At 64.6% G+C, this 21,885-nt stretch carries 20 protein-coding genes and 1 pseudogene; 7 read left to right on the top strand and 14 right to left on the bottom strand.

What is annotated here, in order from left to right:
• Positions 1-158 precede the first annotated feature (158 nt).
• Entirely contained in the window at positions 159-1,526 is a 1,368-nt protein-coding gene (locus AAE027_RS33455) for an oligosaccharide flippase family protein (protein ID WP_370988008.1), read from the top strand.
• A 187-nt stretch (positions 1,527-1,713) separates the two neighbouring features.
• On the top strand, positions 1,714-2,538 hold the full coding sequence (locus AAE027_RS33450; RefSeq protein WP_370988007.1) for a sulfite exporter TauE/SafE family protein: 825 nt from the start codon (positions 1,714-1,716) through the stop codon (positions 2,536-2,538).
• A 133-nt stretch (positions 2,539-2,671) separates the two neighbouring features.
• Here AAE027_RS33450 and AAE027_RS33445 read toward each other — a convergent pair whose 3' ends face one another.
• The 12 genes from AAE027_RS33445 to cysG form a co-directional block, all read right to left on the bottom strand.
• Positions 2,672-3,460: a 3-hydroxybutyrate dehydrogenase gene (locus tag AAE027_RS33445; protein ID WP_370988006.1), complete on the bottom strand. Its 789-nt coding sequence runs from the start codon at positions 3,458-3,460 to the stop codon at positions 2,672-2,674.
• Position 3,461: 1 nt separating this feature from the next.
• Positions 3,462-4,637: a DUF3734 domain-containing protein gene (locus AAE027_RS33440; protein WP_370988005.1), complete on the bottom strand. Its 1,176-nt coding sequence runs from the start codon at positions 4,635-4,637 to the stop codon at positions 3,462-3,464.
• 78 nt (positions 4,638-4,715) lie between these two features.
• Positions 4,716-5,219 carry a CAP domain-containing protein gene (locus tag AAE027_RS33435; protein WP_370988004.1) on the bottom strand — a complete coding sequence of 168 codons (504 nt, stop codon included), beginning with the start codon at positions 5,217-5,219 and terminating at the stop codon, positions 4,716-4,718.
• A gap of 187 nt (positions 5,220-5,406) precedes the next feature.
• Positions 5,407-6,441 (bottom strand): sulfate/molybdate ABC transporter ATP-binding protein, encoded by a 1,035-nt coding sequence (locus AAE027_RS33430; RefSeq protein WP_370988003.1) that lies wholly within the window; start codon positions 6,439-6,441, stop codon positions 5,407-5,409.
• Positions 6,431-7,342 (bottom strand): sulfate ABC transporter permease subunit CysW, encoded by a 912-nt coding sequence (gene cysW / locus AAE027_RS33425; protein ID WP_370988002.1) that lies wholly within the window; start codon positions 7,340-7,342, stop codon positions 6,431-6,433. Before cysW ends, AAE027_RS33430 begins: the two co-directional genes overlap by 11 nt.
• Before the next feature lie 11 nt (positions 7,343-7,353).
• Positions 7,354-8,190, bottom strand: a complete 837-nt coding sequence (gene cysT, locus AAE027_RS33420) for a sulfate ABC transporter permease subunit CysT (protein WP_370988001.1) — start codon at positions 8,188-8,190, stop codon at positions 7,354-7,356.
• A 39-nt stretch (positions 8,191-8,229) separates the two neighbouring features.
• Complete coding sequence (locus tag AAE027_RS33415) at positions 8,230-9,231, bottom strand: sulfate ABC transporter substrate-binding protein (RefSeq protein ID WP_370988000.1); 1,002 nt, start codon at positions 9,229-9,231, stop codon at positions 8,230-8,232.
• Between the two features lie 112 nt (positions 9,232-9,343).
• On the bottom strand, positions 9,344-10,069 hold the full coding sequence (locus tag AAE027_RS33410) for a phosphoadenylyl-sulfate reductase (RefSeq protein ID WP_370987999.1): 726 nt from the start codon (positions 10,067-10,069) through the stop codon (positions 9,344-9,346).
• Complete coding sequence (locus AAE027_RS33405) at positions 10,066-10,581, bottom strand: DUF934 domain-containing protein (protein WP_370987998.1); 516 nt, start codon at positions 10,579-10,581, stop codon at positions 10,066-10,068. The genes AAE027_RS33410 and AAE027_RS33405 overlap by 4 nt, the downstream gene beginning before the upstream one ends.
• A complete protein-coding gene (locus AAE027_RS33400) occupies positions 10,568-12,223 on the bottom strand; it encodes a nitrite/sulfite reductase (RefSeq protein ID WP_370987997.1) in 1,656 nt (551 codons plus the stop codon). The genes AAE027_RS33405 and AAE027_RS33400 overlap by 14 nt, the downstream gene beginning before the upstream one ends.
• An 11-nt stretch (positions 12,224-12,234) precedes the next feature.
• A complete protein-coding gene (locus AAE027_RS33395; RefSeq protein WP_370987996.1) occupies positions 12,235-12,552 on the bottom strand; it encodes a DUF2849 domain-containing protein in 318 nt (105 codons plus the stop codon).
• Positions 12,549-13,973, bottom strand: coding sequence for a siroheme synthase CysG (gene cysG, locus AAE027_RS33390; RefSeq protein WP_370987995.1), 1,425 nt, complete (start codon positions 13,971-13,973; stop codon positions 12,549-12,551). The genes AAE027_RS33395 and cysG overlap by 4 nt, the downstream gene beginning before the upstream one ends.
• A 244-nt stretch (positions 13,974-14,217) precedes the next feature.
• Between cysG and cysD the strand changes: the two genes are divergently transcribed.
• The 4 genes from cysD (at position 14,218) to AAE027_RS33370 (ending at position 19,827) form a co-directional block, all read left to right on the top strand.
• A complete protein-coding gene (cysD, locus tag AAE027_RS33385) occupies positions 14,218-15,012 on the top strand; it encodes a sulfate adenylyltransferase subunit CysD (protein WP_091882044.1) in 795 nt (264 codons plus the stop codon).
• Positions 15,013-15,034: 22 nt separating this feature from the next.
• Entirely contained in the window at positions 15,035-16,951 is a 1,917-nt protein-coding gene (gene cysC / locus AAE027_RS33380) for an adenylyl-sulfate kinase (protein WP_370987994.1), read from the top strand.
• 416 nt (positions 16,952-17,367) lie between these two features.
• A complete protein-coding gene (locus tag AAE027_RS33375; RefSeq protein ID WP_370987993.1) occupies positions 17,368-19,533 on the top strand; it encodes a malate synthase G in 2,166 nt (721 codons plus the stop codon).
• Positions 19,534-19,626: 93 nt separating this feature from the next.
• Entirely contained in the window at positions 19,627-19,827 is a 201-nt protein-coding gene (locus tag AAE027_RS33370; RefSeq protein ID WP_164934719.1) for a CsbD family protein, read from the top strand.
• Between the two features lie 54 nt (positions 19,828-19,881).
• On the opposite strand, the gene AAE027_RS33365 is transcribed toward AAE027_RS33370, so the two are convergent.
• On the bottom strand, positions 19,882-20,037 hold the full coding sequence (locus AAE027_RS33365; protein WP_008546817.1) for a Thivi_2564 family membrane protein: 156 nt from the start codon (positions 20,035-20,037) through the stop codon (positions 19,882-19,884).
• A gap of 167 nt (positions 20,038-20,204) precedes the next feature.
• Between AAE027_RS33365 and AAE027_RS33360 the strand changes: the two are divergent.
• Positions 20,205-21,065, top strand: a pseudogene (locus AAE027_RS33360) (methyl-accepting chemotaxis protein); the annotation flags it as partial.
• Between the two features lie 165 nt (positions 21,066-21,230).
• Here the strand turns inward: AAE027_RS33360 and AAE027_RS33355 are convergent.
• Positions 21,231-21,881: a DUF2865 domain-containing protein gene (locus AAE027_RS33355; protein ID WP_370987992.1), complete on the bottom strand. Its 651-nt coding sequence runs from the start codon at positions 21,879-21,881 to the stop codon at positions 21,231-21,233.
• Positions 21,882-21,885: the final 4 nt, after the last annotated feature.

The following is a 21,885-nucleotide window of genomic DNA, read 5'->3' as shown; positions in this document are numbered from 1 at the left end:
CTATTTTGTTGTAGCGGCGTCCCGGCCTCGTGCGCAATGGCGCACTAGGCCGGGACGACACCGGAGGGTTAGGGCGCGCCCCACCCAACCGAATCTTAACGAATGGTTGCTAATTCCCGGGCATGCCGCAGCATGCGGAACCCCCTGGGGATCTCGAATTGGCCGTGATGGATGCACAACCCGCAACGACCGGACCGGCCGGGTTGATCGCGCGGCTGCGCGGCAGGCTGACGGGCGGCTCGAGCGAGGCCTCGCTGACGCGGCGGCTGGCCGGCACCATCTTCATCATCCGCGTCGTCAGCGCAGGCCTCGCCTATGTCTCGCAGGTGCTGCTCGCGCGCTGGATGGGCACGTCCGATTACGGCGTCTATGTCTATGTCTGGACCTGGGTGCTGCTGCTCGGCAGCATGATGGATTTCGGCATCTCCGCTTCCGCGCAAAAGATCATTCCGGAGTACCGCGCCCGCGGCGAGCATGCGTTGCTGCGCGGCTTTCTCTCCGGCAGCCGCTGGCTAACCTTCGCCGTCTCCGCGCTGGTGTCGCTCGGCCTCGCCGGCATCGTCAGGCTGCTCTCACCCTGGATCGATCCGGCCGAGGTGCTGCCGCTCTATATCGGCTGCATGACGCTGCCGGCCTTCGTCGTCGCCAACACCCAGGATGGCATCGCCCGCTCGCACGACTGGATGCAGCTCGGGCTGATGCCACAATTCATCATTCGCCAGGCGCTGATCATCGGCATCACGGCCTCTGCCTTCCTGCTCGGCTATCATCTCGGCGCGATCGCCGCGATGGTCGCGAGCCTAGGTGCGGTGTGGATCGCGATGGCCGGGCAGATGGTGGTGCTGAACCGCACGCTCGCCGATCACATCGAGCCGGGCCCCAAGGCCTACGACATCGGCGGCTGGCTCGCCATCTCGCTGCCGATCCTGCTGGTCGAGAGCTTTTACCTGCTGCTGTCCTACACCGACGTGCTGGTGCTGCAGCAGTTCCGCCCCTCCGACGAGGTCGGCGTCTATTTTGCCGTGGTCAAGACGCTGGCGCTGGTCTCCTTCATCCACTACGCGATGTCGGCGACGACCGCGCATCGCTTCGCCGAATACAACGCAAGCGGCGACAAGGCGCGGCTGTCGGCCTATGTGGCGCACGCCATCAGCTGGACGTTCTGGCCGTCGCTGGCGGCGACCATCGTGCTGCTTGCGCTCGGCAAGCCGCTGCTCTGGCTGTTCGGGCCGCAATTTGTGGTCGGCTACGACATCATGTTCGTTGCCGCGATCGGGCTGGTGGTGCGCTCCGCGATCGGGCCGGTCGAGCGGCTGCTCAACATGCTCGGCCAGCAAAGAATCTGCGCGCTCGCTTATGCGCTGGCCTTCGTGATGAACGTCGTGCTCTGCATCGCGCTGGTACCGCGCTACGGTGGCCACGGCGCCGCCGCCGCGACCTCGATCTCGCTCACTTTCGAGACGGTGCTCTTGTTCTGGATCGTGCGGCAGCGTCTCGGCCTGCACGTGCTGGCGTTTGGAAAATAGGCCATGCGGCTATCTGCCCGTTGGGGAACGGCGGTTTCGCAAGACGCCGGTGAACAGGGCAAAATGGCTATGCATCTCCCACCTGCAGCATGATTTTTCTTATTTGATCCAAACAGTTGCATGCCGGAGAAAGTTCATTCTACGTCGTATTGCCCAACCGACGAGACCAACCTAAGATTCCCCGGACATGTTTGATCCACTCTACGTCGCCTCTGGCTTCGGCGTCGGCCTGCTGGTCGGGATGACCGGCGTAGGCGGCGGCTCGTTGATGACGCCGCTCCTGATCCTGCTGTTCGGCGTTCATCCCTCCACGGCGGTCGGGACCGACCTGCTCTATGCCGCCGCCACCAAGACCGGCGGCAGCGTGGTCCATGGCTGGTCGCGCAGCGTGCACTGGCCGGCGGTGCTGCGGCTCGCCTGCGGCAGCATTCCGGCGAGCGCGGTGACGCTGCTGGTGCTGTGGAAGCTCGACCTCAAGAGCGATACCGAGCGCAGCCTGGTCAATCTGGTGCTGTGCTTTGCGCTGATCCTGACTGCGACGTCGCTGATCTTCCGCCAGTCGATCATGGATCGCTACCGGAAACGCCTCGAGCGGATCGACGAGCGCACCACTGCAATCGCGACAGTGATCACCGGAATCGTGCTCGGCGTGCTGGTCTCGATCTCGTCGGTCGGCGCCGGTGCGGTCGGCGTCACCGTATTGCTGCTGCTCTACCCGCGCCTGCCGATGGCGACCATCGTCGGCTCCGACATCGCCCATGCCGTGCCGCTGACGCTGGTTGCCGGCATCGGACACTGGGGGCTCGGTGACGTCGACTGGGCGCTGATGGGCGTGCTGCTGCTGGGCTCGCTGCCCGGCATCATCGTCGGCAGTTTCAGCGCGACGCGCGTCCCTGAAACGGTGCTGCGCCTGACGCTTGCCAGCGTGCTGTTCGTGGTCGCCGGCAAGATCATGTTTGCGGAGCTGAATTTGTCGACGGCCTTCGTGACGGCGCTGGCCTGGACGCATTGAGCGAGAGGCTGCCGCTCCGTTCTCACTTTCGTAGGGTGGGCAAAGCGAAAGCGTGCCCACCACTTCTTTCAAGCGTGGAAAAATGGTGGGCACGGCGCTGACGCGCCTTTGCCCACCCTACGGCATCGAGCGCTTACTCCGCGGTCCAGCCGCCATCGATCGAGAGATTGGTACCGGTGATCTGCGCGGCATCGTCGCTGCACAGGAACAGGGCGAGCGCGGCGACCTGCTCGGAGGTGACGAACTCCTTGGTCGGCTGCGCATCGAGCAGCACGTCATTGATGACCTGCTCGCGCGTCAGATTGCGCGCCTTCATCGTGTCGGGGATCTGCTTCTCGACCAGAGGCGTCCAGACATAGCCTGGGCTGATGCAGTTGCAGGTGATCTTGTGGGTCGCAACTTCCAGCGCCACGGTCTTGGTGAGACCGGCGATGCCGTGCTTGGCCGAGACATAGGCCGACTTGAAGGGCGAGGCGACGAGCGAGTGCGCCGACGCTGTGTTGATGATGCGGCCCCAGCCCTTCTTCTTCATGCCGGGCACGGCGGCACGGATGGCATGGAAGGCGGAGGACAGGTTGATGGCGATGATCTGGTCCCACTTTTCGAGCGGAAACTCCTCGATCGGCGAGACGAACTGGATGCCGGCATTGTTGACGAGGATGTCGACCGAGCCGAACGTCTTCTCGCCGAGCGCGATCATCCCGGCGACCTCGGCGGGCTTGGTCATGTCGGCGGGCGAGTAGATCGCCTTGACCTTGAAATCGGACTCGATCTTGGCGCGCTCCTTCTCGATGTCCTCGGGCGAGCCGAAGCCGTTGATGACCACGTTGGCGCCGGCGGCGGCGAAGGCGCGTGCGTAAGCGAGCCCGATGCCGCTGGTCGATCCGGTCACGACGGCGTTCTTGCCTGACAGACTACCCATTTCATTCGCTCCTTTTTGCCGGGGGTGCGGTGACGTCCCCCGTGAGATCGTAGGTCACCATGGTCTCGCCGGACTGCGGCCTCTCGAGCCAGTCCTTGTGGCGCATCGACAGATGCACGTCGCGCACCCCGGCTTCCCAATGCTCGACCATGGCGACATGCGAGAAGTCGTAGTCCTTGGACGAGGATTCGTAGTTCTTGCTGCGGTAGATCAGGTGCACCACTGTGACGGTGCTTTCGCGCGCCGCTTTCGCGAGGAATTCGACGGAGGGATCGTTCTTGAGATAATCCGGCAACTTGCTGATGAGGTCGCGCACCGCCCGGCGGGCGTTGTGCAGCTGCTTGTTCTTGTCGGTGTTCATCCGCGTGCGGCTGGAGTAGCGGATGTCCTTCTCGCGCTCGGCGGCCTCGAGCAGCGAGGTCGGCAAATCGCCGCGCGCGGAAAACAAATCGACCTGGAAGATCAGCATGTCGCGGGCGAGCTCGGCGTCGAGCACGTAATCGAGCGGCGTGTTGGAGGCGATACCGCCGTCCCAATAGTGCTCGCCATCGATGATCACGGACGGAAACCCCGGCGGCAGCGCGCCGGACGCCATGATGTGCTCGGGGCCGATTCTCTTGCCGAGCTTCTTGAACTCGTAATTGTCGAAATATTTGAAGTTGCCGGAGGTGACGCCGACCGCACCGATCGACAGACGCGTCTTCACATCGTTGATGCGGTCGAAATCGACCAGACGCTCCAGCGTCTTCTTCAGCGGCGCGGTGTCGTAATAGCTCTCCGCTTCGGGATGACCCGGTGGCCACAGCGGCGCCGGCGGAACGCGCGGGACGAAGAAGCCGGGCACGCCGAAGGTCGCGATCAGCGCCGCGCTCGTCGAGTTGAACAGCTCGCGGCTGTGATCGCTCTTGCCGATCGGCTTCCACGGCACCGGCGCCGACACCATCTCCCAGAATTCCTTCAGCCGCTCGACGCGGGTGCGGCCCTCGTTGCCGGCGATGATGGCGGCGTTAATCGCGCCGATGGAGATGCCGGCGACCCATTCCGGCTCGAAGCCGTGGCCGCACAGCGCCTGGAAGGCGCCGGCTTGGTACGAGCCGAGCGCACCGCCGCCCTGGAGGACCAGGACGCGTTGCGCATTCGCGGGGATGCTGGCGGAGTCCGGACTATGATCTGTCATGAGGGAACAATAGCAAAAGGCGAGCCACCGTGGCGACAGTCCGCCGCGGCGTCAATGCATCCCGGGATCAAGTCTGGCTTATCGCGGGTCCGTCGAAGCCAGGATCATGGTCCAGAACACCTTGTATTTGGTGCCGGGAGCATAGCCCGCCGCGATGCCCAATTTTGTGACACCGCCCTTGAGCATGTTGGCGCGGTGGGGCGGCGAGTCGCGCCAGCCGGAAAACGCTTCCGCCAGCGTGTGATAGCCGGCCGAGACGTTCTCGACCGCGACGGTCGCGGGATAGCCACCGCCGGCGAGCCGCTTGGCGAGCGGCGCGCGAACGTCATGGTCCATCTTGTTGGCGGCCGCCATGGCCTGGGACTGGGATTCGGCGAGCAGCATCAAACCGGGATCGATCATGACGGTACCGAGCCCGTTGTTCTGGCGGTATTGCGAGATCATCACGGCGGCTGCCTGCGCATCGAGCTTGGCGCCCGGGACTGCCATGTCGGTGTACATGGACGGCTGCTGGACCGGCGCTTCGTTGCCGGCGCAGCCGGCCAGAAGCAAAGTGATTGATATTGCGGCCGCAGCGCGCATGAATCAGGCCCCCAAATGAGGGGCCGTTGTTGCATACCAACCGTGGCTGAAAGGTGAATTTTGAGGAAAATCTGCGCGGTGTCATTCCGGGGCAGCGCGCAGCGCTGAACTCTGGTGCGCAGTTGCGCACCTGAGAATCTCGAGATTCCGAGTCTGGTCCTTCGGACCATCCCGGAATGACGGGGATCTAGCCCGCAAATATCCGGTAGCGGCGGGGTTCGAGCCCGATCGTGTCGCCGGCGCGCAGTTCCCTGTCGCGGGGCGCGTCGATCTCGACGGTCTCGCCGCCTGACAGCGCGACCTCGGCGCGCTGCACGGGGCCGAAATTGCGGACATGCTGAACCGCGCCCTCGAAGGCGCCGGAGCCGGGCGGGCCGACCAGCATGTCATGTCGCCGCACGAACAGTTTTGACGCGCCAGGCGCAAGCCCATCCGCAGCAAGCCGCAGCGGCCGGTCGCCAAGCCTGATCACGCCGCCGCCCACTTCGACCGGGAGCTCGATGCATTCGCCGATGAAGCCGTGGACGAAGGCGGTCGCCGGGCTTTCATAGACGTCGTCGGGCGAGCCGATCTGCTCGATCCGGCCCTTGTCCATCACCACGACGCGATTGGCGACCTCAAGCGCCTCCTCTTGGTCGTGGGTGACGAAGATCGAGGTGACGTTGATCTCGTGGTGCAGCGAGCGCAGCCATCGGCGCAGCTCTTTGCGCACCTTGGCATCGAGCGCACCGAAGGGCTCATCGAGCAAGAGGATGCGCGGCTCGATCGCGAGGGCGCGGGCGAGCGCGATGCGCTGGCGCTGACCGCCGGAAAGCTGGCTCGGATAGCGGTCGGCGAGCCAGTCGAGCTGCACGAGATCGAGCAGCTCCTTCACCCGCGCACGGATCGTGGCCTCGTCTTTCCGGACAGCGCGTGGCTGCACGCGCAGGCCGAAGGCGACGTTCTCGAACACGGTCATGTGGCGGAATAGCGCGTAGTGCTGGAACACGAAGCCCACATGCCGTTCGCGCCCGCCCTGCGCCAGCGCGTCCTCGCCGTTGAAGGAGACGTCGCCAGCGTCGGGCCAGTCGAGGCCGGCGATGATCCGCAGCAGCGTGGTCTTGCCGGAGCCTGATGGCCCGAGCAGCGCGACCAGCTCGCCATTGTCGACCTTGAGATCGACGCCGTCGAGGGCTTTGAAGCTGCCGAACTTCTTGACGAGATTCCTGACTTCAATGGTCACGGGCGTCTTGTCCTTCGTCCAGATGACGTTCGAGAACAGTTTTTGCGATCAGCGTGATCAGCGCCAGCATCGCCAGCAGCGAGGCGATCGCGAAGGCGGCGACGAACTGGTACTCGTTGTAGAGGATCTCGACCAGGAGCGGCATGGTGTTGGTCTCGCCGCGGATGTGACCGGAAACGACCGAGACCGCGCCGAACTCACCCATCGCGCGCGCGTTACAGAGCAGCACGCCATAGAGCACGCCCCATTTGATGTTCGGCAGCGTGACGCGGAAGAAGGTTTGCAGGCCCGAGGCGCCGAGCGAGATCGCCGCTTCCTCCTCCTGCGTGCCCTGCTCCTGCATCAGCGGGATCAGCGCGCGCGCCACGAAGGGGAAGGTCACGAAGGTGGTGGCGAGCGCAATGCCGGGCACCGCGAACAGGATCTGGATGTCGTGCTCGCGCAGCCAGGTACCGAAATAGCCCTGCGCGCCGAACAGCAGTACAAAGACCAGGCCCGAGATCACCGGGCTGACCGAGAACGGCAGGTCGATCAGCGTGATCAGGAAGGTCTTGCCCCTGAAGTCGAACTTGGCGATGGCCCAGGCCGCGATGAGGCCAAAGACAAGATTGAGGCCGACCGAGATCGCGGCAACCAGCAGCGTCAGCCTGATCGCGGCCAGCGCCTCCGGCTCGGCCAGCGCAGCGAAATAGGCGAGGATTCCTCTCGAGAATGCCTGGGCGAACACCACGACGAGCGGCAGCACGACGAAGACGGTGAGGAAGATCATCGCCAGCGCGATGATGGTGATGCGCACCGCCCTGGGTTCGGTACGCAGGCTGTCGCGCGCCGCGGCCGCATGCGCACGTGCGCGCGCATCGGGCGAGACCAGCGAAGCGGATTCTGCGATCTGCATCGTCATCGCATCCCCCCTCAGCGCTCCGGGATCCGGCTCTGCGCCCAGCGCTGGAGCCGGTTGACGGCGAAGATGATGACGAAGGAGACGACGAGCATGACCACCGCGATCGCGGTCGCATCGGCGTAGCGGAATTCGGACAGCCGGATCACGATCAGCAGCGGCGCGATCTCGGAGACATTGGGCAGATTGCCCGCGATGAAGATCACCGAGCCGTATTCGCCGACCGCACGCGCAAAGGCGAGCGCAAGGCCGGTGAGCAGCGCCGGTGCGAGCGACGGCAGGATCACGCGGATGATGGTCTGCCAGCGGTTGGCGCCCAGGCTGCCCGCGGCCTCCTCGATCTCGGGGTCGAGATCCTGGAGCACCGGCTGCACCGTGCGCACCACGAAGGGAATGCCGATGAAGATCATGGCGACGAAGATGCCGACCGGCGTGAACGCGACCTTGATGCCGAGCGCCGCGAGTGGCGCCCCTAACCAGCCCTTCTCGGCGAACAGCGCGGTCAACGCGACGCCGGCGACCGCGGTGGGGAGCGCGAAGGGCACGTCGACGATGGCATCGAACAGCCGCCGGCCGGGAAAGCGGTAGCGCACCAGCGCCCAGACGATGATGCTGCCCATTACCAGATTGACGCAGGCGGCCGCGAAGGCGAGGCCAAAGGAGACGCGGAGCGCGTTCAGCGTGCGGCGACTGGAAAGGATATTCCAGAACTGTTCCGGGCTCAGCTCGAGCGATCTCAGGAACAGACCGGCGAGCGGAATCAGGATGATGACGGACAGCCAGGAAAGCGTCAGTCCCATGGTAAGACCGAAGCCCGGCAATGTCCGGCGTCGTGCTGCGAGTGCGCTCACCAGGCCCCCTGCTAAAAACCGCCTAAAGACAGCGCTCGATCAGTTCTTGTAGATCTGATCAAAGACGCCGCCGTCGGCGAAATGTTCCCGCTGCGCCTTGGTCCAGCCGCCGAAGACGTCGTCGATCGTGAACAGCTCGACCTTGGCGAAGGCGCTTTCGTGCTTCTTGGCGATTTCGGGATCGCGCGGGCGGTAGAAATTGCGCGCGGCGATCTCCTGCCCCTCTTTGGTGTACCAATATTGGAGATAGGCATCGGCGGCATTGCGGGTGCCTTTTTTATCGGCAACCTTGTCGACGATGGCGACCGGCGGCTCGGCGAGGATCGATTGCGGGGGCGCCACGATCTCGAACTTGTTCGCGCCGAACTCCTTCAGCGCGAGGAACGCCTCGTTCTCCCAGGCGAGCAGCACGTCGCCGACGCCGCGCTCGACGAAGGTCACGGTGGCGCCGCGTGCGCCGGTATCGAGCACCGGTACCTGTTGATAAAGCTTTCCGATGAACTCCTTGGCCTTGTCGGCCGAGCCGAACTTCTTCTGCGCAAAACCCCAGGCCGCGAGATAATTCCAGCGCGCGCCCCCTGACGTCTTCGGGTTCGGCGTGATCACTGCGACGCCCGGCTTGATCAAATCGTCCCAGTCCTTGATGGCCTTGGGATTGCCCTTGCGCACCAGGAAGACGATGGTTGAGGTGTAGGGTGATGAATTCTGCGGCAGCCGCTTCTGCCAATCGGCTGTGGTGAGGCCCTTGGCGGCGATGGCGTCGATATCATAGGCGAGCGCGAGCGTCACCACATCGGCCTGCAATCCGTCGATCACCGCGCGCGCCTGCGAACCGCTGCCGCCATGCGACTGCTTGATCTCGACGCTCTTGCCGGTTTCCTTCTGATAGGCGTTCGCGAACGCCTTGTTGAATTCGACATAGAGCTCGCGCGTCGGATCGTACGACACGTTCAGCAGATTGATGTCAGCGGCGAGAGCCGAGCTTGCCCAGAGGAGTCCTGCAGCGAGCGGAACGATACAGCGCATCATGTCCATCTCCATTCACTTCGTTGACGTCGGTGTCAGCGAAGGCGTGCAGGCATAACTCGGGTCGAAACGCGCTTAAGTCAACGGAACCGGATTTTCTTGTTCGCGATGTCGCAGCCTGACTGTGCTACGAAGTCTTCATCGTGTGAATGCCGCATTCTGTCTTGGCCCGGCCGCGCCAGCGACCGGCGCGAGAATCCTCGCCTTCGGCCGTTCTGCTCGTGCAAGGCATACACCCAACCGACAGGAAACCGGAGGCGACGAGAGGGTGACGCGGCAATTTGGCGCGGACGAAGATGGCCTCGAGTTCCTCGCGCGAGACATTGGCGAAGGGGTTGAACTTCAACCGCGCGCCATCGTCCTCGACGACCGGAATGTCGGCGCGTGCGCTGCCCTGGAAACGCTTGCGGCCGTTGAGCCAGGCCGAGAACGGCTTGAGCGCGCGCGCCAACGGCTCCACCTTGCGGATGCGGCAGCAGGCGTCGGGATCGGAGAACCAGAGGTCGCGGTCGGGATCGTCGCGCGATAGCGTTTCCTCGGCGGGCTTGATCGAACGGACGTCCTTCAGGCCCAGCGTCGCGATCAAAGTGTCGCGATAGGCGAGCGTCTCCTCGAACAACCAGCCGGTGTCGAGAAAGATCACCGGGATCGCCGGGTCGACGTCCGCCATCACCTTGAGCAGCGTCGCCGATTCCGTACCGAAGGACGACACCAGCGCGAGCTTGTCGCGCCCGACCGTCCTCAGCGCCGCGGCGATGACCTCCGCGGGCGAGGCATCGCGTAAGCTCCGATCGAGCTCGTCCGCCGGGGGCAGCGCAGAGATGGACGAAACCTGAGGCGCGATCGCGTTCACGTGCCGACACCTTCGGAATGGCGCAACTGCATGCGCCGGTGGAGCGCCGTGATGCGGCCGTCGCCGGTCGGCTGGTAGAACACCGAATAGCGCTTGGCGGTCTGCATGAAGGCTTCCGCGTCGGCCTGCTTCTTGACCTCGAAGGCATCGAAGCCGGCACGCAGCATGAACACGAACTGGTCGCGCAGCACCTGGCCGGTGGCACGCAATTCACCGCGGTAATTGTAGCGCTCGCGCAGCAGCCGGGCCTGGCTGTAGGCACGGCCGTCGCGGAAAGTCGGGAACACCAGCGCGACCGTGGCGACCTTGTCGAGATAAGGCACGAGCTCGGCGATGTCGCGATTGTTGGGCCAGATCACGCCGACCTTGCCGGCGCGCTTGAGCAGGCCTTCCGCCTCACCGAGGAAACGTTCGGCCGGCACCAGGATGTCGCCGCTCTCGGGCAGCGGCGTATCGACGGCAAGCTTGACGAAGCTGTCGTCGACGATCTTTCCGCCGTTAACGAGTGGCATAGACGCGCTCCTTGAAGGGTTCGACGCCGAGGCGTTTCACCGTGTCCATGAACAGCTCTTCGGGCCGCTCGCGCAGCGCCAGATAAGCTTCCACGATGTCCTCGACGACGTCGGCGACCTCGTCGAACTTCACGCCCGGGCCGATCAGTGTGCCGAGCGCTGCGTTCTCGTCGGCGCGGCCGCCGATGGTGATCTGGTAGACCTCCTCGCCATTCTTCTCGACGCCGAGAATGCCGATGTGGCCGACATGGTGATGACCGCAGGCATTGATGCAGCCGGAGATGTTGATGTGGAGACGGCCGATCAGGTTGGCGAGCTCGTGATTGGCGAACCGCCGCGTCAGCTCCTGCGCGATCGGGATCGAGCGCGCATTCGCCAGCGAGCAATAATCGAGACCCGGGCAGGCGATGATGTCGGTGATCAGATTGACGTTGGGCGTCGCCAGCCCGAGCTTGTCCAGCGCCTTCCAGAGCGTCGGCAGGTCGCGCTTGGCAACGTGCGGCAGCGCCAGGTTCTGCTCGTGTCCGACGCGGATTTCACCGAAGGAGTATTTGTCGGCGAGGTCGGCCAGCGCGTCCATCTGCTCGGCGGTGGCATCACCCGGAGGTCCACCGGTCGGCTTCAGCGAGATCGTGACGATCGAATAGCCCTGCACCTTGTGCGGGGCCACCGAGTTCTTGCGCCACGCCTCGAAATCCGGATCGGCCGCGGCCTGCCGCAGCTCGTCCGGCATGTGCGGCAGCTTCTCGTAGGCGGGATAGGTGAAGCGCGAACGGATGTCCTCGATCACCTCGTCGTCGATCTGGAGCGAGGAGTTGCGGATGTGCTGCCACTCGTCCTCGACCTCGCGCGAGAATTTTTCGATGCCGAGCTCGTGCACCAGGATCTTGATGCGCGCCTTGTAGATGTTGTCGCGGCGGCCGTACTGATTGTAGACGCGCAGGATCGCTTCGATATAGCTGAGGATGTCGCGGCCATGCACGAAGTGCTTGATGGTCTTGGCGATGAACGGCGTGCGGCCGAGGCCACCGCCGACCAGCACTTCGAAGCCGGTCTCGCCCTTCTCGTTCTTGATCAGCCGGAGGCCGATGTCGTGGATCTTGATCGCGGCGCGGTCATGATCGGACGCGGTGATCGCGATCTTGAACTTGCGCGGCAGGAACGAGAATTCCGGATGCAGCGTGGTGTGCTGGCGGATCAGCTCCGACCAGATGCGGGGATCCTCGATCTCACCGGGCGCGACGCCGGCCCACTGGTCCGAGGTGACGTTGCGCATGTTGTTGCCGGAGGTCTGCATCGCATGGATGCCGACCTTGGCGAGATCGGCCAGCGCATCCGGCAGCTCGGCGAGCTTGATCCAGTTGAACTGGATGTTCTGCCGCGTGGTGAAATGGCCATAGCCGCGGTCGTATTTGCGCGCGACATGAGCGAGCGCCCGCAGCTGGTTGGTCGCCAGCGTGCCGTAGGGGATCGCGACCCGGAACATGTAGGCGTGCAGCTGCAGATAGACGCCATTCTGGAGCCGCAGGATTTTGAACTCGTCCTCGGTGAGCTCGCCGGAGAGGCGCCGCTTCACCTGGTCGCGGAACTCCGAGACGCGCTCGTTGACGAGCGTGCGGTCGATTTCGTCGTAAGCATACATAAGAAAGCGCCTTAAACCTGGGCCGGCTGTCCGATGGTGACGCCGGTGCGGCGGATCTGTTCGCGCAGATTGCCGGGCTGGATCTTGCCGTCCGCACCGATCTGCACCGGCGCGATATAGGGACCGATCGCGCCGACGTCATCGGCGACGGACTCAGCAAGCAACGCTTTCGCCTCGTCGGAGTTGCGCACGATCGCGGCTTCCGACAGGTCCGCGGACCAACCCTTGGCGGCGGTGCGATAGACCACAATGCCGTCCCAGGTGCGGTTGGCGGTCACGACCGAGGGGCCGGCGATTTTGATCTTCTTCTGTTCAAGCGGGGAGGTCATTCGGCTGCATCCAGGAGGTCAGAGATGATTTGGTTGGGAGTTTGGCGGCGAAGCGAGCCGGCATGCCGGACCACCTCGCCGATGATGAGAATGGCAGGACCGCCATTGGTCCGCCGCACGAGCTCGGGCAGGTCGCGGAGCGTACCGATCGCGCCTTGCGCGTCGGGGCGCGTGACGCGGGCGAACACGCCGACCGGGGTTTCCGGCGAACGGCCGGCGGCGAAGAGGCCGGCGCGTATGGCGGGCGCTGCGGTCGTGCCCATGTAGACCACGACGGTCATCTTGGTGTCGGTCAGCGTCGACCAGTCCACGACTTCCGCATCGCGCGCCTTGTGCGCGGTGAGGAAGGTGATGCGGGTTGCTTCATGACGGTAAGTGAGCGGCACCTCGAAATCGGCGGCACCGCCGATACCTGCGGTGATGCCGGGAATGATCGAATAGGCGATGCCGGCGGCGCGCAAGGCTTCCATCTCTTCGCCGCCACGGCCGAATACGAAGGGATCGCCGCCTTTCAGCCGCACCACGCGCTGGCCGGATTGCGCGGCCTCGATCATGCGCTTGTTGATGGCATCCTGGCCGATGCCGGGCTTGCCGACACGGCGGCCGACGGCAACGCGCGTGGTATCGCGGCGGATGCGGTCGAGAATTTCGGGCGAGACCAGCTCGTCGTGAAAGACGATATCGGCATCCTGCAGCGCGCGCAGCGCCTTGATGGTGAGGAGATCGGGATCGCCGGGCCCGGCGCCGACCAGCGCCACCGAGCCTTCCGGCTTGTCGGCGCGCGCGAAGGCGGAGGGATCAGCAATAGCCTTGAGCGCCGCGTCCGCTTCGCTCTTGCGATCGGCAAGCACGGCCGCGCCGATCGGCCCGTCAATGACGCGCTCCCAGAAACGGCGGCGCAACGGAAATTCGGCGATGCGCTCGTTGATGGATTTGCGGAAGCCGCCGATGAATTCGGCGAGCTCGCCGATGCGGGCCGGCAGCAGCGCCTCGATCTTCTCGCGCACGCGCCGCGCCACCACCGGCGAGGTGCCGCCGGTGCCGACCGCGACCACGACGTCGCCGCGATCGACGATCGCCGGGAAGATGAAGCTGGAATGTTCGAGATCGTCCATCACGTTGACGGGCAGGCCCAGCGCCTTGGCGCGAACCGACATCGCCACACCGATTTCACCAGCGCCGGCGCAGACGACAGCGATGACACCCGAGAGATCGGCAGTGAGCGGATCGCCGGACACGATTTCGATACGCCTGGTGTCCTCGGAGCTGAAGCTCAGATCACGATCGCCATCGATCGCATGCACGCGGATGCGCGCGCCGGCAGCAGCGAGCACGCGCAGCTTGGCGCGCAAAAGCTCACCCGCGCCGATGAGGACCACCGGACCGGTCTTGAGATCGAGAAACACCGGCAAGAACCGCATGCGATACCCGCTTCCCCACAAACGGGGTTGACTGGAATTATTTTCTATATATGTCTCGTTTCGAGCGCGCAAAGAGAAAATTTTTTCTTCTCTTCCGCACTGCAACTATAGAATTTTCGCCTCCAAACGCAAAGTGGCAGAGATGCATCTTCTCAAGGACGATTCCGCTGCTGATCGACTGAGCAATCCGGCACTGGCTGAGCGCGTGCGCGCGCAAGAATTTTCTGCCGAGCTTGCCCCAAGCATGGATCATCTCGACCAGCTCGAGGCGCAGAGCATCTACATCTTCCGCGAGGCCTTCGCACGGCTGAAGAAGATTGCCCTGCTGTGGTCGCTCGGCAAGGACTCCAACGTGATGATCTGGCTGGCGCGGAAAGCCTTCTTCGGCAAGATGCCGTTCCCGGCCCTTCATGTCGACACCGGCAAGAAGTTTTCGGAAATGTATCGCTTCCGCGATCATTACGGCAAAGAGTGGGACCTCGACTTGCGCGTCGAGCCCTGCCCGCCGATCGATGCCGTCGACCCGACGCTGCCGCCGGCCGCGCGTTCCGCCGCGCGCAAGACCGAAGGCCTCAAGATGGCGCTCGCCAAGTACGGCTTTGACGGCCTGATCGCCGGCATTCGCCGCGATGAGGAGGCAACGCGCGCCAAGGAGCGCGTGTTCTCGCCGCGCGGACTGGAAGGCAATTGGGACGTGCGTGATCAGCCGCCGGAGTTCTGGGATCATTTCAATGCCTCGCCGCCGCAAGGCGCGCATTTGCGCATCCATCCGATCCTGCATTGGACCGAGGCCGACATCTGGGCTTACACCAAGCGCGAGAACATCCCGATCATTCCGCTGTATCTCGCCAAGGACGGCAAGCGCTATCGCTCGCTGGGCGATCAGGACATCACCAATCCGGTCGCTTCGACCGCCGTCAGCATCGACGAAATCCTGATCGAGCTCGAACAGACCAAGGTGCCGGAGCGCGCCGGGCGCGCGCTCGACCACGAGACCGAGGACGCTTTCGAGCGCCTGCGCGTCGCCGGCTATCTCTGATTCCCAAGGACGCGAGCGTCGCATGAACATGATCGTCACCACGGCTTCGCCGGCCACTCCGAACGGCACCACGCGTCCGCAAGTGCGCATCGTCATCGTCGGCCATGTCGACCACGGCAAGTCGACGCTGGTCGGCCGCCTCCTGCACGAGACCGGCAGCCTGCCCGACGGCAAGCTCGAAATGCTCAAGGCCGTCAGCGCACGGCGAGGCATGCCGTTCGAATGGTCGTTCCTGCTCGACGCACTCCAGACCGAGCGCGACCAGGGCATCACCATCGACACCACGCAGATCCGCTTCCGCACCAATTCGCGCGACATCGTGCTGATCGATGCACCCGGCCACGCCGAATTCCTGCGCAACATGATCACCGGCGCCTCGCAGGCCGACGGCGCGGTGCTGATCATCGACGCGCTCGAAGGCGTGCGCGACCAGACAAGGCGTCACGGCTATCTGCTGCATCTCTTGGGCGTGAAGCAGGTTGCGGTCGTCGTTAACAAGATGGACCGCGTCGACTTCTCAGCTGAGCGCTTCAAGGAGATCAGCGACGAGATTTCCGCGCATCTCAACGGTCTCGGCGTGAAGCCCACGGCCGTGATCCCGATTTCCGCGCGCGACGGCGACGGCGTTGCAGCGCGCACCGATCGGATCGGCTGGTACAAGGGACCGACTGTGGTCGAAGCGCTCGACGCCCTCGAGCCGGCGCGGCCGCTGGAGACGCTGGCGCTGCGGCTGCCGGTGCAGGCGATCTACAAGTTCGACGACCGCCGCATCGTGGCGGGCCGGATCGAATCCGGCAGCCTGATTGCGGGCGACGAGATCGTGATCATGCCGGCCGGCAAGATCGCCAAGATCAAGACGGTCGAGAGCTGGCCGGTAACACCGGTCGCGGGCCGGCAAGGCGCCGGCCGCTCGGTCGGCATCACGCTCGACCGCGAATTGTTCATCGAGCGCGGCGACATCATCGCGCATGCCGGCACCGCACCGCGCGAGACGCGCCGTCTGCGCGCGCGCATCTTCTGGCTGCACGACAAGCCGCTCGCGAAGGGCGATCAGCTCCTGGTCCGCTGCGGGCCGAAGGAAAGCCGCGCCACCGTGGTGGCGATCGAGAAGGCGGTCGATCCCGGCGAGCTCGAAAGCAACGAGAACAAGGCGATCGGCCGCAACCATGTCGGCGAGATCGACATCTCTCTGTCGAGCCCGATTGCCACCGATCCCTACACCGAGAATCCGCGCACCGGACGTCTCGTGATCGAGGTGTCCGGGCGCATCGCCGGCGGGGGCCTGGTGCTGTCGGTCGATGCCGGCCAGCGCGCCGTGCCGGTCGACATCGTGCCGGTGGAATCGGCGCTGCGCCCTGACGAGCGCTCCGCGCGCTACCGCCACAACGGTGCCGTGGTCTGGCTCACGGGTCTGCCCGCCTCCGGCAAGTCGACCCTGGCCAAGGCGCTGGAGCGGCGGCTGTTCACCAATGGCGGCTCGCCGATCCTGCTCGACGGTGACACGCTGCGCGCCGGGCTCAACAGCGATCTCGGCTTCACCGCCACTGATCGCAGCGAGAACATCCGCCGCCTTGCGGAAGTCGCGACGCACCTCGCCCGCAACGGCCACATCGCGATCGTCGCCGCGGTCTCACCAGCGCGCGAGGACCGCGCCACCGCGCGCCGGATCGCCGACACCGCGTTCCGCGAAATCCATGTCGCGACGCCTGCGGGCGTGTGCGAGGAACGCGATCCCAAGGGCCACTACAAGAAGGCGAGAGCCGGCACGCTCGCCTCGTTCACTGGCATCGGCAACGACTACGAGGCGCCGCAGGCGGCCGAGCTCGTGATCGATACGTCGGGACGGACCGTCGCCGAAGCCGCCGACGAGATCGAGCGCATGCTGAAGACCACCGGCGTGCTGTTCGACGAAGTCGTGGACCTCGCCGCGAATATTTGAGTCGCCGATTATCGCGCCACATCATCGGTGTCGTCCCGGCCTAGCGCGCAATTGCGCGCGGGGGGCCGGGACCCATACCGCGTGATCTTTCGGTGGGATGAGGTGCGAGTCCCGAACTACTAATCTTCGCCAAATTTCTCCCTATGGTTATGGGTCCCGGCCCCTCGTGCGCAATTGCGCACTAGGCCGGGACGACACCGGGGAGAGATCGCGCCCATTGCTTGGCATTTGACGTCTAGGTGCGGCCCTCGCCCGCTCGCCGGCCTGTCTTGACATTTTGACAACCCCCTAGGGGTCTTCTCACGGCCTTGATTTTGGGGCTAATAGGCCTCCGAAAGCCGCCCCCTATGGGCGCATTTTGCTGCTGTCGGGTCAAAAGCAGCCAAAAACAGCCATTTCCAACAAGAAAGCCCATCATGAAACGCGTCGATGCCCACGGATTGAAGATCGCTCCCGTCCTGTTCGATTTCATCGCCAAGGAAGCGGCCCCGAAAACGGGGATCGCGCCGGATGCGTTCTGGGCCGGGCTTGCCGCCATCATCAAGGAGCTGGGGCCGAAGAACCGGTCGTTGCTCGCTTTCCGCGACACGCTGCAGGCCAAGATCGACGATTGGCACCGCGCCAACAAAGGCAAGGCGTTCGACCTCAACGCCTATACCGCCTTCCTGAAGGAGATCGGCTATCTCGTCCCGGAGCCGGCGACGCAGAAGGTCGAGACGGCCAATGTCGACGAGGAGATCGGCAAGATCTGCGGCCCGCAGCTCGTCGTGCCGCTGACCAATGCGCGCTATGCGCTGAATGCGGCGAATGCGCGCTGGGGCTCGCTCTATGATGCCTTCTACGGCACCGACGCCATTCCGCATGATCCTTCCGAGAGTGGCAAGGGCTACAACAAGGCGCGCGGCGACAAGGTGATCGCCAAGGCCAAGGCATTCCTCGATACCGCCGTGCCGCTGGCGACCGGCAGCCACACCGACGTCACCGCGTACAGCGTCGTCGCGGGCCAGCTCGCGGTGAAGCTGAAGAGCGGCAATGCCACCGCGCTGAAGAACGCGGCGCAGTTCGCGGGCTTCCAGGGCGATGCGGCCGCTCCGTCCGCCGTGCTGCTCGTCAACAACGGCCTACATGTCGAGGTCAAGATCGACCGCAGCAGCGCGATCGGCAAGGACGATCCGGCCGGCGTCGCCGACATGATCATGGAGGCCGCGGTCTCCACCATCCTCGACATGGAGGACTCCGTCGCCGCAGTCGATGCCGAGGACAAGGTGCTGGTCTACCGCAACACGCTCGGCCTGATGAACGGCACGCTGTCGGCCGATTTCGAGAAGGGCGGCAAGACGCTGACGCGCTCGCTGAACGCCGACCGCAGCTACAAGACGCCGGATGGCAAAAGCGAGCTCAAGCTGCACGGCCGCAGCCTGCTCCTGATGCGCAATTGCGGTCACCACATGTTCACCGACGCGGTGCTGGACGAGACCGGCGAGGAGATTCCGGAAGGGCTGCTCGATGCGGCCGTGTCGGGCCTGCTCGCCATTCACGATCTCAAGGGCAATTCCAAGGTCAAGAACAGCCGCACGGGATCTGCCTATATCGTCAAGCCGAAGATGCACGGCCCCGACGAGGTGTCGCTGACCTGCGAGATCTTCGACCGCGTGGAGAAGTTGCTGGGCTTGCCCGAGAACACGCTCAAGGTCGGCATCATGGACGAGGAGCGGCGCACCACCGTCAACCTCAAGGCCTGCATCCAGCGCGCCTCCAAGCGCATCATGTTCATCAACACCGGCTTCCTCGACCGCACCGGCGACGAGATCCACACCTCGATGGAAGCGGGCCCGATGATCCGCAAGAACGAGATGAAGGCGCAGGCCTGGATCAAGGCCTATGAGGACTGGAACGTCGACATGGGCCTGATCGACGGCCTTCCCGGGCACGCCCAGATCGGCAAGGGCATGTGGGCCGCGCCTGACAAGATGGCGGACATGCTGGCGCAGAAGCTTAGCCATCCGCAGGCCGGCGCCACCACCGCCTGGGTGCCCTCGCCGACCGCCGCGACGCTGCACGCGCTGCACTACCACCAGGTCAACGTCATCGCGCGCCAAAAGGAGCTCACCAAAGGCGGACCGCGCGCAAAGCTCTCGGACATCCTCACCATCCCGGTGTCGAAGTCGAACTGGGCGCCCGATGACGTCAGGCAGGAGATCGACAACAACTGCCAGGGCATCCTCGGCTATGTCGTGCGCTGGATCGACCAGGGCGTCGGCTGCTCCAAGGTGCCGGACATCCACGATGTCGGCCTGATGGAAGATCGCGCTACTTTACGCATCTCCAGCCAGCATCTCGCCAACTGGCTGCACCAGGGCGTCATCACCGAAGCGCAGGTGATGGAGTCCCTGAAGCGCATGGCCGTGGTCGTCGACAAGCAGAACGCGGGCGATCCCATCTACAAGCCGATGGCGCCCGCCTTCGACGGCGTCGCCTTCAAGGCGGCCTGCGACCTCATCTTCAAGGGCCGCGAGCAGCCGAACGGCTACACCGAGTACATCCTCACCGCCCGCCGCCGCGAGGCGAAGGCAGCGGGTTAAATAGCCTCAGTTCGAACGGCGAAACGTCGCGGCGCGCAGCGGAACGGCTGCGCGCCGCTTGCGTTGTAGGCCATCAACGCGATGGAGATGGTCATGGACTGGAATCGCATCGAAGGAAACTGGAAGCAGTTCAAGGGCTCGGCCAAGGAGAAATGGGGCAAGCTCACTGACGACGACCTCCGATTGATCGAGGGGCGTCGCGAGCAGCTCGAGGGCCGACTCCAGGAACGTTACGGCAAGGCCAAGGACCAGGTTCGTCAGGACGTCGACGACTGGCTCAAGTCGCTGCATTGAGGCAGCACGAAAAAGCCCCGGCCCAGGCCGGGGCTTTTTGTTTGAATGGGTCCGCTAGAACACCGCAAGATATTTCAGGAGCGACACGATGCCGATGATGATGACGATCACGCGCGCGATCTGCTTGGCGCGGCCGTCCATCGGCAGCATGTTGATGAGATAAAGTACGAGAATAACAACGAGAAAGGTGACGAGTACGCCGACCAGCATCGCTAGGACCCCCCTTCAGGCAAATGGCTGCCTCGTCCTAACGCCTGTAAGGCGCGCGGGTTCCGCCTCTGCAACCCCTTGCAATTTCAGGTATTTGCCCGACGCAGCAAAGGCCCCCGTAATTTTACGGCAGACTTCGAACGACCAAAGGGATGCGCGCAGCAAAGGCGCCGGCCGCGCGCCAGCACGCGATGGAGGCCTATGTCGGCGAGTTCGAGGGCGTGGTGCGCAAATCGCTGGGCGAGTTGAGCGAGGCCTCCGGCGAGATGCGCAAGACCTCCGGCGATCTCTCCGCGGTATCGCGCCAGACCAATGAACGCGTCGAGATCGCGGGCAAGGCCTCGAACGATGCCTCCACGAGTGTGGAGAGCGTCGCTGCAGCGGCCGAGGAGCTCTCCGCGTCGATCAACGACATCAGCCAGCAGGCCGCGCATGCCGCAGGCATCGCCAGTCGCGCCGTTAACCAAGCGCGCGAAACCGACAGCACGGTGCAAGGGCTGGCGCAGTCGGCGGGGCGCATCGGCGAGGTGGTCGGGCTGATCAACACCATCGCGGCGCAGACCAATTTGCTCGCGCTCAATGCCACGATCGAGGCCGCCCGTGCCGGCGAAGCGGGGCGCGGATTTGCCGTGGTGGCATCGGAGGTGAAGTCACTGGCGAGCCAGACCGCGAAGGCGACCGATGAAATCTCCGAGCAGATCGCCGACATCCAGAAGGTCGCGGGCGACGCCATCAACGCGATCCAGGCCATCGGCGGCATCATCGGCGAAGTGAACGAGGTCGCCACCGCCATCGCCGCCGCCGTGCAGGAACAGGGTGCGGCGACCCAGGAAATCACCCGCAGCACGCAATATGCGGCGCAGGGCACCAAGAACGTCTCGGACAACATCACTGGCGTGAAGGCCGATGCCGACACCGCGGCCGGTGCCGCCGAAAACGTCAAGCAGGCCTCGGAGACGCTCGAGACGCAGAGCCGTCAGCTCGGTCAGCAGGTCAGCGATTTCTTGGGCAAGATCCGGGCGGCGTAGGGCACGCGGGCGCTACACCCTCGCTGTCGTCCTGGCGAAAGCCAGGACCCATAACCACCGGCCTCTGAAATGGGCAGGCTGATGGTTATCAGCGTGCCGCCCAGGCTACATCAGGGGTAATGGGTCCTGGCTTTCGCCAGGACGACGTTGGGGGAGCGCTACGCCCTACTCCTTCGCCACCACCGGCACCTGACGGAATCTGGCGCGGACGGATTCCGGCAGCGGCGAGAAATTCATCGCGACGCCGCGGCGGTCGTTGGCGTTGCGGGTGGCGACCACCAGGCCGCCCGCGCCGGCGACGATGTCACCCTTGCGCAAGGTGGGGTCGTCCTCGACCTTGACCTGGGCGAGCCCGACCGGATCCTTGCCGTTGCAGGTGCAGCCCGCGACGATCTCGTTGCGATAGCGGAAGGCGTTCGGCAGATCGGAATAGGACTTTCCGTTCTCCGTCGTGGCATCGTCGATGTTGCTGCCATAGACCAGCGAGGTTTCGGACGCCGGGCAGAAGCTCTTGCAGGACTGCGCCTTGCTTTCGGCATCCGTTCCTTGCGCCGGAAAATAGCGGCCGTCGCATCCGCGCACGCAATAGGCGGCGCCGCCACCATAGGCGGCTCGCTGGCGCGGCATGTCGTAGCGCGGCATGTCATCGTTTGGGAACGGCGTCCGGATCTGGGGAGGCCGCGCGCCGAACGCGCCGAACAGCGCCGAGAAAAAGTCCTCCGCATGCGCCGAGGGCGTCAACGCGAGGCCGAGGGCGGTGACGGTGAACAAGGCCGCCGCACACCCGACCAGTTTACCGAACGAACGTCTTTTCATGTAG

This window comes from Bradyrhizobium sp. DN3, from assembly GCF_041357655.1.
In the GTDB taxonomy this organism is placed as follows: Bacteria; Pseudomonadota; Alphaproteobacteria; order Rhizobiales; family Xanthobacteraceae; genus Bradyrhizobium.
This window is presented reverse-complemented; position numbering and strand designations above follow the sequence as displayed.